This window comes from Ruegeria sp. AM5 (assembly GCF_056540645.1).
In genome coordinates this window covers 221,973-241,194 of the sequence record NZ_JBQFXC010000003.1, presented here as the reverse complement: position 1 = coordinate 241,194, position 19,222 = coordinate 221,973, and the positions used below count along the sequence as shown (strand labels likewise).

Genomic DNA, 19,222 nt, shown 5'->3' with positions numbered 1-19,222 from the left:
TCCTATCGACCAGAAACAGCTCGTCCGGCGATCCAGGTATCGGTTACGGCACGGTCATCACCCATCATAATGGTCGGGAACACCGCTTCCCAAAGATCATCAGCATGAGCTTCGCGCTGGGCGATAGCAGGCGTCGATGCGAGGTTCAGCACCGCCAGATCGGCCTCCATGCCCACGGCGATGTTGCCAATACGGTCATCAATCCGCAGGGTACGAGCCGATCCCACCGTTCCAAGCCAAAGCAATTGCGAGGGGTGCAAGGGATGGCCTCGCAATTGACCAATCTCATAGGCCGCAGCCATTGTGCGCAGCATTGAAAAACTTGAGCCGCCTCCGGTGTCGGTGGCCAAGCCCACGCGGTGCCCTGAGTGGATCAGACCATTCATGTCAAACAGGCCAGAGCCGATAAACGTGTTTGATGTGGGGCAGTGGATCAGAGCTGCATCTACCTCGCGCAGACGATCGCGCTCCCGCTCTTCCAGATGGATCACGTGCCCGTAAAGGCCATTTCCACCCAGCAGCCCAAACTGCTCATAGGTGTCCAGATAGTCGCGCGCGTCGGGGAACAGGGATCGGACCCATTCGATCTCATCGGTCTGTTCGCTCAGATGGGTTTGCATCAGGCAGTCGGGATGCTCGGCCCAAAGCGCGCCCATCGCCTCCAGCTGTTCTGGCGTCGATGTCGGCGAAAATCGTGGAGTGATGGCGTAAGATATGCGATCAACCCCATGCCACTTTTCAAGCAGAGCTTTGGACTGGTCGTACCCGGTTTGTGCAGTATCCCGCAGCCCCTCAGGCGCATTGCGATCCATGCAAGTTTTACCCGCGATGACCCGCTGCCCACGCGCCTGCGCCGCGGTAAAGAAGGCATCGACACTCTCGGGATGAATGGTGCAAAAGCTGCACATGGTTGTGGTGCCGTGGGCAGCGGTCAGGTCCAGATATCTATTCGCAATTTCAGCGGCATAGGCGGGGTCGTCAAACTTCATCTCTTCAGGGAACGTGTAGCTGTTCAGCCAATCGATCAGCCGCTTTCCCCAGCTCGCGATCATTGCCGTCTGCGGATAGTGGACATGAGAATCCACTAATCCCGCCATGATCAGGTGATCGCCATAATCCTTAATGTTGGCGTCGGGATGCGCGTCAGACAGGTCGGACGCCTGGCCCAGTGCCGCGATGCGGCCATCTTCGATCAGGACGGCTTGGTGAATTCTGGTCGCATCGGTGGGCTCACCTTCGAACGGTGATCCGTTGAAGCTAAGCACACGTCCCTTCAGAAGCGTCTTTTGCGCCATTTGTTCTGTTCTCCGCCTGTTTTGGACCGCCAACCAGCATAGGGGCGCGAAAGATGCGGGTAAATTGGACCATTGTCATTGTTTTCCGGTAGCTGCTTCTTCTATCTAGGGGCAATCGACAAGAAAGAGGGGCAGCGCATGACGACAGGCAACGACGAAGCCAGACCCGATCAGCCCCGCGATGAGGACGCCTATGCGCTGGACCCGCGAACCGTTGCGGCCATCCTTTATGCGGTTGATGTCGAAGATCGTGCCAAGCTGATTGAGCTGATGGAGCCGCTGCACGCGGCCGATATCGCTGACCTTCTGGAACAGATCAATCCTTACGACCGTGCGCGCCTGATCCGGCTGTATGACAAAGAGTTCGACGGCGATATCCTGTCGGAGCTCGACGAGTCAGTTCGGGAAGAAGTAATCAATGTCCTGAAACCGGACGTTCTGGCCGAAGCCGTTCGGGATATGGAAAGTGATGACGTTGTTGACCTTCTGGAAGACCTTGAAGAGCCGCAGCAAGAAACCATCCTGGGCGCGCTTGAAGACTCCGAACGCGTCGCGGCAGAGCAAGCCCTATCTTATCCAGAAAACTCTGCTGGCCGCCTTATGCAGCGCGAGGTGGTCATGGCGCCCGATCACTGGACCGTGGGGCAGGCCATCGATTTCATGCGTGCCAACGACGATTTGCCGGAACAGTTCTATCACGTCATACTTGTTGACCCGCGATTGAAACCGGTTGCTCAGGTCACGCTGGGCAAGTTGATGGCAACCCGGCGCGAGGTGCCGCTGCAGGACATTGCCGAAGATGAATTCCACACCATCCCCGTCGAACAGGATGAAGAGGACGTGGCCTATGCGTTCAATCAGTATCACCTGATTTCGGCTCCAGTCGTGGATGGCGACGGTCGTTTGGTCGGTGTCATCACCATCGACGATGCGATGGTGGTCCTGGACGAAGAATACGAAGAGGATATGCTGCGTCTTGCGGGCGTCTCGGACGAAAGCTCTCTGTCCGATAGTGTGGCGGCAACCAGTAGGCGCCGCTTGCCTTGGCTTGGTGTCAATCTGGTTACCGCGATTTGCGGATCGCTGGTGATTTCTCAGTTTGAGGCCGCGATTGATCAACTGGTGGCGCTCGCGATCCTGATGCCGATCGTCGCCTCGATGGGGGGCAATGCCGGGACCCAATCACTTACCGTTGCAGTGCGGGCGTTGGCAACACGCGACCTGACCGGCTCGAACGTAGGGCGCGTGATCCGGCGAGAACTGCTGGTGGGAATGCTCAACGGGCTGTGTTTCGCTATCGTGTTGGGAACCGTCGGGATGATGTGGTTCGACTCTCCGCTGCTGGGTGTCGTGATCGGATCTGCGCTGGTCGTGAACATGATCATCGCGGGCTTTGCTGGTACGGTAGTACCGGTCGTGCTGGACCGTCTGGGTGTTGACCCGGCGCTGGCGTCAGGAACCTTTGTGACCACGACAACGGATGTCATGGGGTTCTTCATCTTTCTGGGGCTTGCCAGCGTGGTGCTATTGTGAACGAGACAACCGATCTGACCGAAATCAAGGCCGCAGCGCGCAAGGCGGCATTCGCGCGACGCAAGGTAGCGTTTGATATGCGCATCCCGGGCGCGGCCGGGCGCTTGTCCGAGGTTCTGGCGGGTCATCGCGGTGTTCCCATGTCTGGCTACATGCCGATCCGCACCGAAATCGACCCGCTGCCTGCAATGGCCGAGGCTTCTGCATATGGTCCAGTGGGCGTGCCTGTCATTCAGGCCGCAGGGCAGGCGTTGCGCTTCTCTCGATGGACGCCTGAGGGCATACTGAAAGATGGACCCTTCGGCGCGAAAGTGCCCGAGATCGATGACTATTTCGACCCGGAAATCCTGATCGTGCCACTGGTTGCGTTTGATGCGAAGGGTGGCCGCTTGGGCTATGGCGGCGGCTTCTATGATCGCACGCTTGAAGGGTTGCGCGCCAAGCGCCCGACGCTTGCCATAGGATTTGCCTTTGATGCGCAGGAAGCCGAACATCTGCCGCTGGAGCCGACCGATCAACCACTCGATATGGTGATTACTGAAAGCCGGGTGCTAACTTTCTAAGTTATCCCTCGCTATGCGCGATCGCGATTTCCTTTACATTGGCAGCCTTCAGGCTGAGTGATTGTTTGCTTCTGCCTTGTTATTGCCACTTCAAGCCCCTAGGACCGCAATCATGAGGATTTTGTTTCTTGGTGACGTCATGGGGCGTTCGGGTCGCGCCGCCATCCAACAGCATTTGCCACGTCTGCGTGACGAATGGCGGCTGGATTTTGTCGTTGTCAACGGCGAGAACGCCTCGAACGGAATGGGGCTGAGCGGGGACCACGCCAAGCTGCTTTTGGACGCGGGAGCCGATTGTATCACTTTGGGCGATCATGCTTTCGACCAGAAAGACATGCTGCAGTTTATTGAGAAAGAACCTCGCATCGTGCGTCCGTTGAATTATGCCAAAGGGGCACCGGGGCGAGGGCATCGACTGTTCACCGCGCCGGGCGGTCGCAAGGTTCTGGTGGTGCAGGTGTTAGGGCAGGTCTTCATGAAACGCCCCTTTGACGATCCCTTTTCGGCCATTGAACCGATCCTGAAATCGCACCCACGCGGCGGCCAGGCGCAGGCGATCATCGTCGACATGCATTGCGAGGCAACGTCCGAGAAGATGGCGATGGGCCATTATTGCGACAAACGCGCGAGTCTTGTGGTTGGGACGCATACGCATGTGCCTACCGCGGATGCGCAGGTATTGCCGGGCGGTACAGGATACCTGACCGATGCCGGGATGTGCGGCGACTATGACTCGGTCATCGGAATGGACAAGCAGGAACCGATGCGCCGGTTCATAACCGGGATGCCCAAGGCGCGGTTTACGCCTGCGACCGGTGAGGCGACCTTGAGCGGAGTTTTTGTCGAAACCGATGACCGCGATGGAAGCGCAAAATCCGTGCAGATGATTCGTGTTGGCGGGCGGTTGCAGCAGTCTAAACCCTGAAAAGCACGTCAGACTTGCCCCGCCGCACGCAATACGTGAAACTACCTACTAGGCGCGTATGCCAGATCAGGGTTCGGACAGAATACCAAGAATGCAATTCCTTCAACTGACAGAGATGGGCAGCGCAATTCTGGCGCTGATGATCGTAGCGGGCATGTTCATCATGTTTCTGCGCGAGGTCTATCCGACCGAAGTTGTCGCAATCGGCGGGGCGGCCCTGATGCTGGCAACCGGTATCCTGCCCTATCAAAGTGCGCTTGCAGTCCTTTCGAATCCCGCGCCGTGGACCATCGGCGCGATGTTCATCATCATGGGTGCCTTGGTGCGCACCGGAGCGCTTGATGCCTTCACCTCGCTCGCGCAGAAGCAGGCGCAGGTGAACCCTCGGTTTGCCATCGGGTTATTGATGGCGTTTGTCGTCGTCGCTTCGGCGGTGGTGTCGAACACACCGGTTGTCGTTGTAATGATCCCGGTCTTTATCCAGATCGCCCGCACGCTGAACGTTTCGGCGTCCAAATTGTTGATCCCGCTCAGCTATGCGGCGATCCTTGGGGGTACGCTGACGCTGATTGGCACCTCGACTAACCTGTTGGTCGATGGTGTGGCCCGCGCCCAGGGTATGACGGCGTTTTCAATCTTCGAGGTTACCCCGCTGGGCATCGCGCTGGTGATCTACGGTATGGTGTACCTGCGCTTCATTGCGCCACGACTGCTACCCGAGCGTGACAGCATGGCTGAGATGCTCAGCGACCGGTCCAAGATGAAGTTCTTTACTGAGGCGGTTATCCCACCCGACAGCAATCTGATCGACCGCGAAGTGACCGGCGTTCAGCTGTTCAAGCGCCCCGGAGTGCGTCTGATCGACGTGATCCGGGGGGATGACTCGCTGCGGCGGAACCTCAAGGGGGTGACGCTGAAAGTGGGCGACAGGGTAGTTTTGCGCACCGAGATGACCGAATTGCTGAGTCTTCAAAGCAACAAGGAACTCAAGCGCGTGGATCAGGTCTCAGCCGTTGAGACCAAGACAGTTGAGGTTCTGATCACGCCGGGCTGCCGAATGGTCGGTCGAACGCTTGGTGCGATGCGGTTACGTCGCCGATATGGTGTCTACGTCCTGGCGGTTCATCGCAGGAACCAGAATATCGGGCGTCAGTTGGATGCTTTGACCGTGCGCGTCGGGGATACGCTGCTGTTAGAGGGCTCGCCTGCGGATATCCAGAAGCTGGCCGCCGATATGGATATGGTCGATGTTACGCAACCTTCGGCACGAGCGTTTCGCCGCAGCCATGCGCCCATAGCCATCGGTGCGCTGGTCGGGATCGTCGCCCTGGCGGGGTTGGGCGTGGCACCGATTTTGCTGTTGTCGATCATCGCCGTTGCTGTGGTTTTGCTGACCCGATGTATCGACGCGGATGAGGCGTTCTCATTTGTCGAAGGCCGATTGCTGGCCCTGATCTTCTCCATGCTCGCAATTGGGGCTGCGCTCGATAAATCGGGCGCGGTTACACTGATTGTCGAAGCGGTCGCACCGGCGCTGGGGATGCTGCCACCTTTCTTGATCATATGGGCCGTATATCTGTTGACTTCGGTGCTAACCGAATTGGTTTCGAACAACGCCGTGGCGGTGGTGGTCACACCGATCGCGATCTCTCTGGCTCAGGCCGTAGGAATTGATCCGCGCCCGCTGGTGGTCGCGGTGATGGTGGCGGCATCGGCATCCTTCGCGACGCCCATAGGCTATCAGACCAACATGATGGTGTATGGCCCGGGTGGGTACAGATTCACCGATTTTCTGAAAGTTGGTGTGCCGCTGAACCTGACTGTGGGTCTGCTGGCGTCACTTCTTATTCCGTTCATCTGGCCGCTCTGACACTGGCACGGATTCGCCGACCTGGTGTTTCGGGCCTTGTAAATGTCGATATCGTCACAATCTTTTTGCCTAAGATGAATGTGAAAGGATGGGATCATGCCTTTTCCAAAACTCGGGCAGGCCATTGTGGCCGGAGCAATCGTATTGGCCTTGCTGGGCAGCCAAAGCTCGGCAGGAACAGTCACTGGCACGGCAACCTACCGTGAACGGATCGCCCTGCCACCGGATGCGACGCTATTTGTCGAATTGCAGGATATCTCTCGGGCCGATGCGGCAGCGGTCACGCTGGCGGCGCAACGCTATGCGTTGAACGGAGTGCCCTCGGAATTTGAGCTGACTTTTGATGACGCGCTGATCCGCGAGGGTATGACCTATGCAGTACGCGGATCGATCTATCGCGGGGGTGAGCTGTTGTTTACGACGGATACGGTCCATCCCGTGCTGACCAACGGCGAAGGCAATTCGGCAGATCTTGTGCTGGTGCAGGCCGGTGCTCAGAGCCCCGCGACCCTGGAAGGGACCGAGTGGACAGCCATCGGTATCGGTGGAACCGTGCTCGATACAAAACGGCCGCCCCAGCTTTCCTTCGCCCAAGGTGGTGCGTTCGGTGGCACGGGCGGTTGCAACCGGTTTTCCGGGCAAGCCAAGATCACCGGCAACAGCCTTGAGTTTCCAGACAATATGGCCGCGACTTTAATGGCGTGCCCGCCAGAACTGGACGAGGTCGAGGATCAGTTCTTTGCCGCCCTGCAAAACGTGACGAGCTATGCCGTTGCCGGCGACAGCATGGTTTTGCTCGATGCTGCAGGTGAGCCTATACTGAAATTCGTGCGCACCCAGTAATCAGGCCACTGCGCGGGACCTTCCTGCGTTGCGACCCGAGAAGATGCAACCGCCCAGGAATGTGCCCTCTAGCGCGTTGTACCCGTGATAGCCGCCGCCGCCAAAGCCCGCGACCTCTCCGGCTGCAAACAAGCCAGGGACGATTTGTCCATTGGCGCCGATCATCTGACTGTCCAGATTGGTCTGCAGCCCGCCCAATGTCTTGCGGGTCAGTACGTGCAGCTTGACCGCGATTAGCGGGCCGTTTGATGGATCGAGGAACTTGTGCGGTTTGGCCGTCCGGATCAGCTTGTCGCCCCGATAATTGCGTGCGGCAAGGATGGCCATCATCTGGGCGTCTTTGGAAAACGGATTGTCGACCTGAGAATCCCGTGCCTCGATCTGGGTGCGCAAATGCGTCTCGTCTATCAGACCTCCGCCTAATTGGTTCATGCCGCTGACCAATTCAGTCAGCGTGTTGGCGACGACGAAATCCTCGCCCTTTTCCTTGAATGCCTCGACCGGGCCGGTCGCCTTGGTGCCAGACAGGATGCGCTGACGGATCACCTCTTTCCAGCTGCCCGAAGTGAAATCCGGGTTCTGCTCGGACCCCGATAGTGCAAATTCCTTTTTGATGATCTTCTGGGTCAGAACGAACCAGCTGTATTCATATCCGGTTTTCAGGATCTCTTTCAGCGTTCCCAGCGTATCGAACCCCGGTAGGCAAGGTGGCTGCAGGCGATTGCCGCGCGCATCGAACCACATTGAGCTTGGGCCGGGTAGAATACGTATACCGTGCGCGGGCCAGATCGGATCCCAATTGCGCACGCCTTCGGTGTAATGCCACATCCGATCGCCGTTTATGACATGTCCGCCGGCTTTCTCGCTGATCGGGATCATACGGCCATCGACATGAAACGGCACACCCGCCACCATATCTTTGGGCGGTTCACCCAGCCGGTCGCGGGGCCAGCTTTGTCTTACCATCTCAAAATTCCCGCCGATCCCACCAGAGGTGACGATGACCGAAGGGGCGTAGACTTCGAACTCGCCCACTTCGTCCCGATTGGTCTTGCCACCCCTTTGGATGCCGTCATCGGCCAGAACCTCTCCGGACACGCCTTTGGCAGTGCCATTTTGCATAATGATATGGCTGACTTGGTGGCGGAACTTCAATTGGATCAACCCGGCGTCGACATGCGCGCGGACGCGGCGGACAAAATGCTCAAGCACACCCGGGCCGGTTCCCCAGGTGATGTGAAAGCGCGGGACCGAATTGCCATGACCGTCCGCATAAGACCCGCCCCGTTCGGCCCAGCCCACGACCGGAAACCAACGCAGCCCCATGTCATGCAGCCACGGGCGCATTTCACCCGCGGCGAATTCGACATAAGCTTCGGCCCATTTGCGGGGCCAGGCGTCTTCGTCGCGATCAAACTGCGCGCTGCCCATCCAGTCGCGCAGTGCCAGATCGTGGCTGTCGCGGATGCCCATGCGGCGCTGCTCGGGGGTGTCGACCATGAACAGGCCGCCGAGGCTCCAAAACGCCTGTCCACCCAGAAAATGCTCGGGCTCCTGATCCAACACGATCACCCGCTTGCCCCGGTCGCCCAATTCGGCCGCCGCCGAGAGGCCCGCAAGGCCGCCTCCGATCACGATCGCATCTGCGGTGTTATTGGTCATCGAATGTCCTTTCAGCGGCTGCGGAACCAAAGGATGAAGGGGGTTACGACCACATACATCGTGATACCATAAACGGCGGCGGGAACGGCAAGTGGGCTGAAGCCGGTCGTGGTGCCGGTGATCAAAGCTGCCAGCGTAATTCCCATCGCCGAATTCTGAATGCCAGTCTCGACCGAGATCGTTTTCGCCTCACTCCATGTCAGATTGGCGATGCGCGCCAGCCCCAGACCGATCAGCAACAGCGCAACGTTCAACGCGATCAGAGCTGCCCCAATCGAGCTGAGGCTTTGGATGAAGAACTGCCAGTTTCCGGCCAGTGCCGCCGCGACGATCAGCACGAACAGTATCGATGCGAGCGTCGAAAGCGGGCCGTCGACCCGAATGGCGAACCCCCTTGCAAAGTGACGTATGGCGACACCAATGGCGACTGGTAGGGTCGTGATCAGGAACAGCGCGGTGGCTAATGCGCTGATCGAAACTTTGGGTGCGGCCTCGCCCATGAAATGATCTATGGACCATGCGGCCAGAATGGGGACGGTCACGATGGACAGCAGGCTGATCACCGCTGTCAGGCTGACCGACAGCGCCACATCACCTTTGGCAAATTTTGCGAGGATGTTGCTGGTGACCCCACCGGGGCAAAAGCTTAAAAGCATGACACCCACGGCGATTTCAGCGGGCAGTCCGAACAGAGTGACCGTCGCGAAGGCAGCCAATGGTATCAGCACAACTTGACTGATGGCGCCAATGGCGAAGGGGTACCCCCGCGCCAAAACCCGGCGGAAATCGGCGGCTTCTAGCCCGATCCCCAGTGACAACATGATAATGGCCAGCGAAATGGGCAGGCCAACGTTGATAAGCAGGTCCAAGAACAACTCCTCCCAAAGTCATTCGGGCCAGCCTATGCGAGGGGTCGTAGATCAGGCAACAACGCCGTTGGGTCACCCGTAGCGTTGAGCAAACCGGCGCAGGATTTCACCCGGCTCCGTAACGTCTGCGGAATGGCACATATCGATCAAGCTTTGCGCATCCTCTGGCGGAAAATAGCCGTGGTCCTTGTAGATGTTGATCCGCTGCTCAAAATCTTTGGCGTCCGCTTCGGGGTGGAATTGGGTGGCATAGACATTCTGCCCCCAGCGGATCATCTGAAACGGGCAGGGGTCAGACGCTACCAGATGAACGCAGCCATCCGGCAGTAACTGCACGGCTTCCTTATGTCCCACAAACGCTTCGAATTTCGGCTTTAGGCCTGCGGTCAAGGGGTCTTGGGCGCCATCCTCTGTCAGACGGCAGTCGGACGGTCCGACCGGTTCGCCAAATTGCCGTTTGCTGACATCTCCGCCCAAATGTACGGCGAGAATACCCAAGCCATAGCAGCAGCCCATGAACGGGTGATCTTTCGCAGTGATCTGGGGCATCAGTCCCATGATTGCGCCTTCGATCTTTGCATCCAGCGCGGATTTGGTGGTCGGATCGTCGCTGACGCAGCCGGGACCCCCACCCACGATGACACCAGCGTAATCGACGACATCCAACCCTTCGGGCAGGTCTTCGCAATCCAGCCGGATGCGATGAGTTTGCGCAGGGCTCAGCCCGGTTTTGTCCAGTATCGAGGCATATTCGGCATCCGATGCATCGGTTTCCGGGCGCAGTTGCAGGATCAGAAAGCGTTTCATAGACAGCCTTTAGCCATCAAAGCGGCCAGAACACAAGGATCGCGGGGATCGAGACCGCGATGATCAGGATTTCCAGCGGCAGCCCCATGCGCCAGTAATCACCAAAACGGTATCCTCCGGGACCAAGCACCAGCGTATTGTTCTTGTGCCCAATGGGCGTCAGAAACGCGGCAGACGCCGCAACGGCCACCGTCATCAGAAACGGATCTGGCGACACCTCAAGCGTGCGCGCCATCTGAATGCCAACAGGGGCCGCGACAATGGCGGTGGCTGTGTTGTTCAACACATCGGACAGGGTCATCGTCACGACCATCAGTACGGTCAGGATTGCCCAGGCGGGCAGGCCGTTGGTCAGCTGAATCAAGGCGTTGGCGATCAACTCGGTTCCGCCCGAGGTTTCAAGCGCGCTGCCCAATGGGATCATTGACCCCAGCAATACAACCACCGGCCATTCGATGTGGTTGTAGATATCCGCAATCGGCATGATCTTGGTCAGCACATAGGCGACGACCACGAACCCCAGTGCGATCGGCAGATAGATCAGCCCGATACTGGCCGCCAACACGGCTGCGGCAAACAGGCCGATGGCAAGCCAGGCTTTATCATTCGCGGTTACATTCAAGCCGCGCTCGGCCAGGGGCAGGCAGCCGAGCCACTCGGTGACATCGGGTGCTCGGTCGCGCGGGCACAGCAGCAATAAGATGTCGCCGGGCTCGACCTCGGTTTTGCGAACCTGACTGGTGATCCGGCGCCCTTGGCGTGAAATGCCCATCAGGACTGTACTCTGTCGCCAGGCCAGTCCTAACGCCTGCGCAGTTCGCCCAGTGATGCGCGCGCTTTCGGGGACAACGACTTCAACCACTTCCAGCCCTTCGCCTTCGGCAGTCAAAACCTCCTGCCGACGGGCGTCCGAGAAATCCAGATTGAGCGCGGCGCGGAACTCATCCAGCGCTTCGGGGCGTGCTTCCAGAACAAGCGCATCGCCTTCATGCAGGGTTGCGTGGGTTGATCGACCATAGCGTCGCTTTCCGTCCCGGATCAGGCCGATGATAGCGACGTCAGATTTCTCGGCGGCCTCATAAAGCTCACTGACCCGTTTCCCGATATGGGGCGATTCAGGCGGGATCGTCAGTTCGGCGATGTATTCGGCCAAAACTTCCGAGGTTTCTTCCTGCGCGCCGCGATTGGGAATGAGGCGCCAGCCGATCAGCGCGACGAACGCCAGCCCCGCAATTGCAGCCAATCCGCCCACCGGTGCGAAATCGAACATGTGAAACGGTTCGCCCAGTGTTTCAGCCCTGATCGAGGCGATGATGATATTTGGCGGCGTACCAATCAGCGTGGCCATCCCTCCCAGGATCGTCGCAAAGCTGAGCGGCATCAGGCTAAGGCCGACCGGGCGCCCCGCTTTGCGCGCGGTCTGGATATCGACTGGCATCAGTAGCGCCAGCGCCGCGACGTTGTTCATGAAGGCCGATAGGATCGCCCCGATGCCGCCCATTAGCGCGATATGCGCGCCCAATCCGCGCGATGCGTCGACCAGTGTGCGCGTGATCATGAACACTGCACCCGAGCGCACAAGACCGGCAGAAACCACCAGCACCAACGCCACGATGATCGTGGCCGGGTGCCCGAACCCGGCAAAGGCATTGTCAACGGGCACCACACCCAGCGTGACCGCGATCATCAAGGCGGTGAATGCTACAAGGTCATAGCGGAACCGCCCCCAGAGCAGCATTCCGAAAACGGCGATGAAAAGGGAAAAAAGAATGATCTGATCTGTCGTCATACCGCCACCATAGTCACGGGCGAAGACAGGGCAAGCCGCTCTCTTGATCCTTTGCCCCGCAAACGTCTATATGAGCGCCAAACACGCAATCACGATGACGAGGACGCACCATGGCAGGCCACTCCAAATGGGCCAATATCCAACACCGCAAGGGACGTCAGGACGCCGCGCGGTCCAAACTGTTTTCCAAGCTGTCGAAAGAGATCACGGTCGCCGCCAAGATGGGCGACCCCGATCCCGACAAGAACCCGCGCCTGCGTCTGGCGGTGAAAGAGGCCAAGTCGAATTCGGTGCCCAAGGACGTGATCGACCGTGCGATCAAGAAGTCCGTAGCAGGCGAGGGCGATGAATACGAAGAAATCCGGTATGAGGGCTATGGTCCCAACGGTGTGGCCGTGATTGTTGAAACGATGACCGATAATCGGAACCGTACCGCCTCGACTGTTCGTTCGACCTTTTCGAAGAATGGTGGAAACTTGGGTGAAACCGGCTCGGTCGGGTTCATGTTCGACCGCAAGGGCGAAGTTGTGTATCAGGCAGACGCAGGCGATGCGGATACGATTTTCGAAGCCGCGATCGAGGCCGGGGCAGAGGATGTCGAAAGCTCGGATGACGGTCACATCATCTGGTGCGCAGATACGGATCTGAACGATGTGTCAAACGCGCTGGAAGAGGCGCTGGGCGAATCCGAATCCACCAAGCTGGTCTGGAAGCCGACAACGACGACCGAGTTGGGTCTGGAAGACATGCAAAAGCTGATGAAATTGGTGGATGCATTGGAAGACGACGACGACGTTCAGCGCGTGACCACTAACTTCGAAGCGACCGACGAGGTTATGGCGCAGCTCTGATGTATCGGACAAACGCCAGATGAACCAAACCCGGCCCAGCGGCCGGGTTTTTCTGTTGCAGCTGCGCGTTTTACACAAGCCTTGGTCCTGAAGCCTCTTGCGATTAAACTCAGATCATTGAGGCTGAAGGACCTGAAAGGCAACCGTAGGCACATCATGCAGAGCATCGCAAATGGCGAGTAAATCGACTGATCCGGCCCGACGAAATGTCCCGGTTCTGGCTAGCCAAAGTATCCTTTCCCAGGTGGCGTGGACTTTGGGCAGCCCGTCTATCGTATTGCCATTCCTTGCGGTCTCGCTGGAGTTACCGATGTTCCTTGCCGGTGCATTGGTGTCGATCCGCATGGTTGGCAGCATGATCTCGGACGTGTTTTTCGCCCGCTCCATTGCTGCGCAGGCGCGGAAGAAACGCGGGATTGCCCTGACCGAGATCGGAATTGGCGGTTGCCTTCTGATGGCCCTTTTGATCGCGGCTACCGGCAGTGTCTCATTGACGGCCATTGCCTTTGTGATCGCCTTTTTCATGATTGGGCTTATTGAAGAAAGCCAATCCCTGATGCTGTCTGACCTGTTGGGCGATCATCTGAAATCGAAATCCCGGATGGTTATCCGTTATCTCCAATTGGGCGCGGGAGGTCTTTGTGCCATCGGCTTGGTGTTGCTGATACACGAGATCACGAAAGAGTACCCGCCATTCTCGCGGCATTCCGCGGTGATTGCGGCCTCGGTCGTGTTTTTCTTGTTTTCAGCATTATGCATTCTCGGCATGGCCGAGATCGCCCCCGATGAATCCGGTAATGGAAAACCTAAAGGTGCAGGACGTCAATCGCTGCAGAACATCATCTCCGGAATCGTAAGTATGTTCGAACAGCCATGGTTCCGGCGCTATATGGCTCTGCGGCTTCCTTTGGTTGTCGTATCGCTGTCGGTTCCGTTTTTTGCGCTCATCGCTGCCGAGGCACATCACAACTCGGCCAAGGGTTTGACGGCCATGATCATCTCATCCGCGTCCGGCTATCTGGTCTCGGCGCCCTTGTGGCAACTGGTGAACATGAAATCACACCGTACCGTGATGGTCGCGGGCAACTTGTTGGTCGCAGTGACAGGGATCGTTTTGTTGGCGTTCCACTATGCCGGTATCGATCACGAAGTTCACTTGCACGCCATTGCTCTGTTTGTCGTCTCGGTGGCGACAACTGGAATTTCCAGTGCGCGCCAGCTTTATTTTTTAGACGTTGCGCCCAAGGAACAACGTATTCAGGGCGCAGCAGCCATCAAATCCATCTGCAGACTCGCTGCCGTTGCACTGTCCGCAATTTTGGCCGCGGTTGCACATATGCACGAGGTTGCAGCTGCCATCGTGTTTATCGTGCTGGCCAGCATCTGGGCGGCATTTAGCTGTTACCGCATCGCGAAACCGCAAAAGGCTTCAGAGTTGCAGGCCTAATGTGCCGCCGGTGCGATCAGTTGCTGCGTTGCCGCGCGGCGTACCGCTTGGGTCAAGGGTGCAAGGGCGGGGGCAAGGACGCGCCCGATCTGCCAGGTCAGTTCGATATCGAGCGGCGCATCGGGGATTACTTCGCAGATCTGCCCATTTGCGATCGCTCTTCTTACAAGGCTTTCGGGGTTCATACCCCATCCTAATCCGGCGATTGCCGCGTCAACAAAGGCATTTGTGGACGGCAGAAAGTGAGACGGTGGCGAAAGACGGCTGCCTGTCTGGGCATATATCCAGGATTTCTGCAGATTATCCTTGCGGTTAAAGGTCAAGCAGGGGGCCTGTGCCAGGGATTTGGCGGAAACCCCATCAGAAAACCACCGTTGCATGAAGCCAGGGCTCGCGGTCGGCAAATAGCGCAAAGTGCCCAACGCAATGGCATCGCATCCGGTAATGTTCTGACCACCCACCGTTATCGCCGCACTTACGTCGCCACGCCGCAGCCAGTCAGCCGAATGGTCCTGATCGTCAATTACAAGGTCGAACAGTATGTCTTCGGCGCGCGCCATCGCGTCGATAAACCATGTGGCCAGACTGTCAGCCGGTAGCGCGACGCGAACCCGTACCGGACCTTCACGCTGATCCAAAGTCAGCTCTCGCGCCAGCTTTGCCTCCAACAGACCGATATCTTCGGCATGACGGGCGATCCGCAGACCCGCCGGAGTGCCGATGCATGGGGTGCCGCGATGAATAAGGGCCGCACCAACACGATCCTCCAACGCCTTGATCCTCTGCGAAATAGCCGACGGGGTGACGGATAGCTCTGCGGCTGCGGCCTCAAAGCTGCCGTGTCGCAAGATCGCCGCCAATGCTGAGAGCTGATGAGGGTCGAGGAGCATTAGAGTTACTTAATCTGGGTAATCATCATTAATTTGATAGATTCACACCGGCCATGTAGTCAACGAGCATCGACAGGAGGCTGCATGTTCCCATCAATGATTGCCGGGTTTGCCCTGAGTTTTAGCCTTATATTGGCGATAGGCGCTCAGAACGCCTTTGTTCTGCGCCAAGGCCTGCGGCGCGAGCACGTCTTTGCACTGTGCCTGACCTGCGCAGTGTCTGACGCGATACTGATCGGGGCGGGTGTTGCAGGGTTCGGCACCCTGGCTCAGGCCGCGCCGTGGTTTGAAACGGTGATGCGCTATGGTGGGGCGGTGTTTCTGATTTGGTACGCCCTACGAAGTTTTGGGTCTGCCTGGCAAGGTGGGGCGGTGATGGATACCGTAACAGGGCAGCGCACCAGTCTGCGTGCGGCCATGCTGACCGTGCTGGCCTTCACTTGGCTCAACCCCCATGTATATCTGGATACGGTCGTATTGATCGGGTCGATATCGGCCCAATATTCAGATCGCATGGGGTTTGCGATAGGGGCGATGACTTCGAGTTTCGTTTTCTTCTTTTCGCTCGGCTACGGTGCTAGAGTGCTTTCACCGATTTTTGCCCGCCCGCGCGCATGGCAGATTCTTGATTTTATCATCGGAATCGTGATGCTTATGATCGCGTTGAAACTTGTTATCATGTGAAGGGTTGTCCCGGATCAGAATTCGGTGTTCAACCGTTTGTATGACCTCACCTAATGATCAGCACCGCCCGCTTGTTGGCATGTTTTGGATGCTTGCGGCCGGGCTGTCCTTTGTGGGTATGAATGCGCTGGTGAAGGTTCTGGGAACCAGCATGAACCCCATTCAAGCGGCATTCTTGCGCTATGTCCTGGGTCTGGTGTTTCTTTTGCCCGCAATCCGGGCGATCCTCGGAACTCCATTGACCCCGCGCAATCTAACGCTGTTTGGACTACGCGGAATGGTCCACGCCATCGCCGTCATGCTTTGGTTTTTTGCGATGACGCGCATCCCCCTCGCCGAGGTGACCGCGATGAATTACATGACACCTATCTACGTCACGGTGGGTGCGGCACTGTTCTTGGGTGAAAAGCTAGCTTTTCGTCGTATCGCCGCGATTGGTGTTGCTGTGATTGGAGTAGTGATCATCCTGCGCCCGGGCTTTCGCGAGATATTGCCCGGTCACATAGCGATGCTGGGGGCTGCACTAGCGCTTGGTGGTTCCTATCTGCTGGCCAAAGTCATGGTCCGTGATATCCGTCCCTCAGCCGTTGTTGCCCATCTTTCGATATGGGTCACCATCGCGCTTATCCCTTTCGCCGTCGCGGTTTGGGAGCCGCCCAGCCTGCGCGATCTTGGTATACTTTTCATCGTCGCCAGCTTTGCGACTGCGGGGCACTATTTCATGACGCTTGCATTGCAGGCTGCCCCGGTGGCCGTGACCCAGCCGGTGACGTTCCTGCAGCTGATCTGGGCCACTTTGCTCGGCGCTTTGGCATTCCATGAACGCATCGACATCTGGGTAATTGCAGGAGGCACTCTGATCCTGGCTGCCGTCAGCTTCATCACCTGGCGTGAAGCCGTGCTGAGCCGTGGCGGCACACCGCCGCAAGGTTCTGAGACCCCACCGGCGAAACCAAAAACCGTTATTGATTGACGAGTCAATAAAAACCGCTTAGCCTTCCTTGCACTCAGGTATGGCGAAGAGGCGAAGATGCCAAAACTCGGAATGGAGCCGATCCGGCGGGACGCGATCGTCAAGGCGACGATCGCCGAGCTTGGCGCGCAAAAATCCCTTGATGTCACCGTTAGCCAGATCGCCAAACGCGCAGGTATGTCCAGTGCATTGGCGCATCATTACTTTGGGGGCAAAGAACAGATATTCCTAGCCGCGATGCGGCGTATCCTAACGGATTTTGGATCTGAAGCGCGCGCACAACTCAGCACGGCAGATCCGGAAGAGCGCGCACAGGCCATCATTCGCGCCTGTTTCGCGCCATCGTGTTTCACACCGGATGTTATCGCAGCTTGGATGACTTTTTATGTTTTGGCGCAAACCAACGATGATGCGCTGAGGCTCTGGCAAATCTATCAGGCGCGCATCCGCTCGAACCTGATCCATGCGTTGCGTCCACATATGAGTGACCCGAGCGAGGCTGCCGAAGGTATGATCGCGCTGATCGATGGGTTGTACATCCACTCTGCACTGAATTCCCCACAAGAGCCGCAGCGGGCAGTCACCCATGCGCTGCGGGTACTGAGAGTTTTCCTAGAGGCCGAAAAATGACAAAGCCGAATATTCTGATCCTGATGGTGGATCAGCTCAACGGGACCCTCTTCCCCGACGGTCCTGCAGAATGGTTGCATGCGCCGAACCTGAAGAAGCTGGCGGCAAGATCAACGCGTTTCGCAAATGCATACACTGCCTCGCCGCTCTGTGCTCCGGGACGTGCGAGCTTTATGTCGGGTCAACTGCCATCGCGCACTGGCGTCTATGACAACGCCGCCGAGTTTAGCAGCGATATCCCGACCTATGCCCACCACCTTCGTCGTGCAGGATATTACACCTGCTTGTCCGGCAAGATGCACTTTGTCGGCCCAGACCAGTTGCACGGGTTCGAAGATCGTCTGACCACTGATATCTACCCGGCAGATTTCGGTTGGACGCCGGACTATCGTAAACCCGGTGAGCGCATCGACTGGTGGTATCACAATATGGGCTCGGTCACTGGGGCAGGCATTGCCGAGATTTCCAACCAGATGGAATATGATGACGAGGTCGCTTATAACGCCAAGGCCAAGCTATATGACCTTGCACGCGGCAAGGATGATCGCCCCTGGTGTGTGACCGTCAGCTTCACGCACCCACACGATCCTTACGTGGCGCGACGCAAGTACTGGGATCTGTATGAAGATTGTGAGCATCTTGAGCCACAGATCGCGGATCTGGGATATGACAATCAGGACCCGCATTCCAAACGTATTTTCGATGCCAATGACTGGCGCAGCTTCGACATAACGACCGAGGATATTCGCAAATCCCGTCGCGCCTATTTCGCCAATATCTCATATCTGGATGACAAGATCGGTGAGATACTGGAGGTTCTGGAAACGACGCGGCAAGAGGCGATCATACTGTTCGTGTCCGACCACGGCGACATGCTGGGTGAGCGCGGGTTATGGTTCAAGATGACTTTCTTCGAGGGCTCTTCCCGCGTGCCGCTCATGATTTCTGCCTCCGATCTTCCAGTTGGTCGCATCGATACACCAGTTTCGACGATCGACGTGACACCGACGCTTGGTACGTTGGCGGGCGTCGATATGGCTGAAATCTCACCTTGGACGGATGGTGAGGACCTTGTTCCGTTGGCAAAGGGCACAGACCGAACCGCGCCGGTTGCAATGGAATATGCCGCCGAGGCCTCATACGCTCCTTTAGTCTCTTTGCGTTATGGCAAGTGGAAATACAATCGCTGTACATTGGACCCCGATCAACTGTTCGATCTCGAGGCTGATCCGCATGAGATGGAAAATCTCGCTGGCCTGCCCGAACATGCAGGCACCTTGCAAACACTGCGTGCTAAATCCGAGGCGCGATGGGATTTGGATCGCTTTGACGCCGATGTGAGGGCCAGCCAAGCCCGGCGCTGGGTGGTTTATGAGGCACTGCGGCAGGGTGGCTATTATCCTTGGGATTATCAGCCTCTTCAGAAAGCGTCTGAACGGTACATGCGCAATCATATGGACCTGAACGATGTCGAGGATAGCCAGCGTTATCCGCGTGGCGAGTAATCCTTTACATTTTTGAAATTGCACCCGTCGGAAGTGCAGAGACTTTTCGTCGAAAAATCTTGCCCCGAAGGTGAACGGAGACACGA

17 protein-coding genes are annotated in these 19,222 nt (G+C 57.6%); 11 read left to right on the top strand and 6 right to left on the bottom strand.

The genetic code is table 11. From position 1 onward, the window contains the following. Window positions 1–2: 2 nt before the first annotated feature. Window positions 3–1,295, bottom strand: coding sequence for a guanine deaminase (guaD, locus tag ACR0AH_RS10780; RefSeq protein ID WP_480591918.1), 1,293 nt, complete (start codon window positions 1,293–1,295; stop codon window positions 3–5). 138 nt (window positions 1,296–1,433) lie between these two features. Here guaD and mgtE point away from each other — a divergent pair, with 138 nt between their 5' ends. The 5 genes from mgtE to ACR0AH_RS10755 all read left to right on the top strand — a co-directional run bounded on the left by mgtE (window position 1,434) and on the right by ACR0AH_RS10755 (window position 7,029). Further along, a complete protein-coding gene (mgtE, locus tag ACR0AH_RS10775) occupies window positions 1,434–2,828 on the top strand; it encodes a magnesium transporter (RefSeq protein WP_170563935.1) in 1,395 nt (464 codons plus the stop codon). Then, complete coding sequence (locus tag ACR0AH_RS10770; RefSeq protein ID WP_223116808.1) at window positions 2,825–3,391, top strand: 5-formyltetrahydrofolate cyclo-ligase; 567 nt, start codon at window positions 2,825–2,827, stop codon at window positions 3,389–3,391. Before mgtE ends, ACR0AH_RS10770 begins: the two co-directional genes overlap by 4 nt. A gap of 112 nt (window positions 3,392–3,503) precedes the next feature. After that, window positions 3,504–4,316, top strand: a complete 813-nt coding sequence (locus ACR0AH_RS10765; protein WP_480591916.1) for a TIGR00282 family metallophosphoesterase — start codon at window positions 3,504–3,506, stop codon at window positions 4,314–4,316. 91 nt (window positions 4,317–4,407) lie between these two features. Beyond that, complete coding sequence (locus ACR0AH_RS10760; RefSeq protein WP_170392185.1) at window positions 4,408–6,186, top strand: SLC13 family permease; 1,779 nt, start codon at window positions 4,408–4,410, stop codon at window positions 6,184–6,186. Between the two features lie 96 nt (window positions 6,187–6,282). After that, window positions 6,283–7,029 carry a YbaY family lipoprotein gene (locus tag ACR0AH_RS10755; protein ID WP_480591915.1) on the top strand — a complete coding sequence of 249 codons (747 nt, stop codon included), beginning with the start codon at window positions 6,283–6,285 and terminating at the stop codon, window positions 7,027–7,029. Here ACR0AH_RS10755 and ACR0AH_RS10750 read toward each other — a convergent pair whose 3' ends face one another. The 4 genes from ACR0AH_RS10750 to ACR0AH_RS10735 all read right to left on the bottom strand — a co-directional run bounded on the left by ACR0AH_RS10750 (window position 7,030) and on the right by ACR0AH_RS10735 (window position 12,156). Then, window positions 7,030–8,691, bottom strand: a complete 1,662-nt coding sequence (locus tag ACR0AH_RS10750; RefSeq protein WP_480591913.1) for an FAD-binding dehydrogenase — start codon at window positions 8,689–8,691, stop codon at window positions 7,030–7,032. Window positions 8,692–8,702: 11 nt separating this feature from the next. Next, complete coding sequence (locus ACR0AH_RS10745) at window positions 8,703–9,560, bottom strand: bile acid:sodium symporter family protein (protein WP_170732954.1); 858 nt, start codon at window positions 9,558–9,560, stop codon at window positions 8,703–8,705. Between the two features lie 72 nt (window positions 9,561–9,632). Further along, entirely contained in the window at window positions 9,633–10,367 is a 735-nt protein-coding gene (locus ACR0AH_RS10740) for a glutamine amidotransferase (protein WP_480591911.1), read from the bottom strand. A gap of 16 nt (window positions 10,368–10,383) precedes the next feature. Next, window positions 10,384–12,156 (bottom strand): SLC13 family permease, encoded by a 1,773-nt coding sequence (locus ACR0AH_RS10735; RefSeq protein ID WP_170732952.1) that lies wholly within the window; start codon window positions 12,154–12,156, stop codon window positions 10,384–10,386. Window positions 12,157–12,266: 110 nt separating this feature from the next. On the opposite strand from ACR0AH_RS10735, the gene ACR0AH_RS10730 reads away from it, so the two are divergent. Both ACR0AH_RS10730 and ACR0AH_RS10725 read left to right on the top strand, forming a co-directional pair. Beyond that, window positions 12,267–13,007, top strand: coding sequence for a YebC/PmpR family DNA-binding transcriptional regulator (locus ACR0AH_RS10730; RefSeq protein WP_170392173.1), 741 nt, complete (start codon window positions 12,267–12,269; stop codon window positions 13,005–13,007). Window positions 13,008–13,179: 172 nt separating this feature from the next. After that, the gene (locus ACR0AH_RS10725; RefSeq protein WP_480591908.1) at window positions 13,180–14,454 is read left to right on the top strand and encodes an MFS transporter; all 1,275 of its coding nucleotides are present in this window, start codon (window positions 13,180–13,182) and stop codon (window positions 14,452–14,454) included. Here the strand turns inward: ACR0AH_RS10725 and ACR0AH_RS10720 are convergent. Beyond that, window positions 14,451–15,344 (bottom strand): LysR family transcriptional regulator ArgP, encoded by an 894-nt coding sequence (locus ACR0AH_RS10720; protein WP_170392170.1) that lies wholly within the window; start codon window positions 15,342–15,344, stop codon window positions 14,451–14,453. The genes ACR0AH_RS10725 and ACR0AH_RS10720 overlap by 4 nt on opposite strands. 84 nt (window positions 15,345–15,428) lie before the next feature. Between ACR0AH_RS10720 and ACR0AH_RS10715 the strand changes: the two genes are divergently transcribed. From ACR0AH_RS10715 to betC, 4 genes are read left to right on the top strand one after another with little or no spacing between them, the layout of a single operon-like run. Continuing rightward, window positions 15,429–16,028: a LysE/ArgO family amino acid transporter gene (locus ACR0AH_RS10715; protein ID WP_170392168.1), complete on the top strand. Its 600-nt coding sequence runs from the start codon at window positions 15,429–15,431 to the stop codon at window positions 16,026–16,028. 40 nt (window positions 16,029–16,068) lie between these two features. Continuing rightward, window positions 16,069–17,001 carry a DMT family transporter gene (locus ACR0AH_RS10710; RefSeq protein ID WP_480591905.1) on the top strand — a complete coding sequence of 311 codons (933 nt, stop codon included), beginning with the start codon at window positions 16,069–16,071 and terminating at the stop codon, window positions 16,999–17,001. Window positions 17,002–17,058: 57 nt separating this feature from the next. Next, complete coding sequence (gene betI / locus ACR0AH_RS10705) at window positions 17,059–17,631, top strand: choline-binding transcriptional repressor BetI (RefSeq protein ID WP_170392164.1); 573 nt, start codon at window positions 17,059–17,061, stop codon at window positions 17,629–17,631. Next, window positions 17,628–19,136 (top strand): choline-sulfatase, encoded by a 1,509-nt coding sequence (gene betC / locus ACR0AH_RS10700; RefSeq protein ID WP_170732949.1) that lies wholly within the window; start codon window positions 17,628–17,630, stop codon window positions 19,134–19,136. Before betI ends, betC begins: the two co-directional genes overlap by 4 nt. Window positions 19,137–19,222: the final 86 nt, after the last annotated feature.

What these genes read in the sequence shown, in the direction of transcription:
- ACR0AH_RS10755 (WP_480591915.1), top strand. Translation starts at nt 6,283, where the DNA reads ATGCCTTTTCCAAAACTCGGGCAGGCCATTGTGGCCGGAGCAATCGTA.
- guaD (WP_480591918.1), bottom strand. Translation starts at nt 1,295, where the DNA reads ATGGCGCAAAAGACGCTTCTGAAGGGACGTGTGCTTAGCTTCAACGGA.
- ACR0AH_RS10730 (WP_170392173.1), top strand. Translation starts at nt 12,267, where the DNA reads ATGGCAGGCCACTCCAAATGGGCCAATATCCAACACCGCAAGGGACGT.
- ACR0AH_RS10750 (WP_480591913.1), bottom strand. Translation starts at nt 8,691, where the DNA reads ATGACCAATAACACCGCAGATGCGATCGTGATCGGAGGCGGCCTTGCG.
- ACR0AH_RS10760 (WP_170392185.1), top strand. Translation starts at nt 4,408, where the DNA reads ATGCAATTCCTTCAACTGACAGAGATGGGCAGCGCAATTCTGGCGCTG.
- ACR0AH_RS10725 (WP_480591908.1), top strand. Translation starts at nt 13,180, where the DNA reads ATGGCGAGTAAATCGACTGATCCGGCCCGACGAAATGTCCCGGTTCTG.
- ACR0AH_RS10710 (WP_480591905.1), top strand. Translation starts at nt 16,069, where the DNA reads ATGACCTCACCTAATGATCAGCACCGCCCGCTTGTTGGCATGTTTTGG.
- betI (WP_170392164.1), top strand. Translation starts at nt 17,059, where the DNA reads ATGCCAAAACTCGGAATGGAGCCGATCCGGCGGGACGCGATCGTCAAG.
- ACR0AH_RS10720 (WP_170392170.1), bottom strand. Translation starts at nt 15,344, where the DNA reads ATGCTCCTCGACCCTCATCAGCTCTCAGCATTGGCGGCGATCTTGCGA.
- ACR0AH_RS10715 (WP_170392168.1), top strand. Translation starts at nt 15,429, where the DNA reads ATGTTCCCATCAATGATTGCCGGGTTTGCCCTGAGTTTTAGCCTTATA.
- ACR0AH_RS10740 (WP_480591911.1), bottom strand. Translation starts at nt 10,367, where the DNA reads ATGAAACGCTTTCTGATCCTGCAACTGCGCCCGGAAACCGATGCATCG.
- ACR0AH_RS10735 (WP_170732952.1), bottom strand. Translation starts at nt 12,156, where the DNA reads ATGACGACAGATCAGATCATTCTTTTTTCCCTTTTCATCGCCGTTTTC.
- mgtE (WP_170563935.1), top strand. Translation starts at nt 1,434, where the DNA reads ATGACGACAGGCAACGACGAAGCCAGACCCGATCAGCCCCGCGATGAG.
- ACR0AH_RS10765 (WP_480591916.1), top strand. Translation starts at nt 3,504, where the DNA reads ATGAGGATTTTGTTTCTTGGTGACGTCATGGGGCGTTCGGGTCGCGCC.
- betC (WP_170732949.1), top strand. Translation starts at nt 17,628, where the DNA reads ATGACAAAGCCGAATATTCTGATCCTGATGGTGGATCAGCTCAACGGG.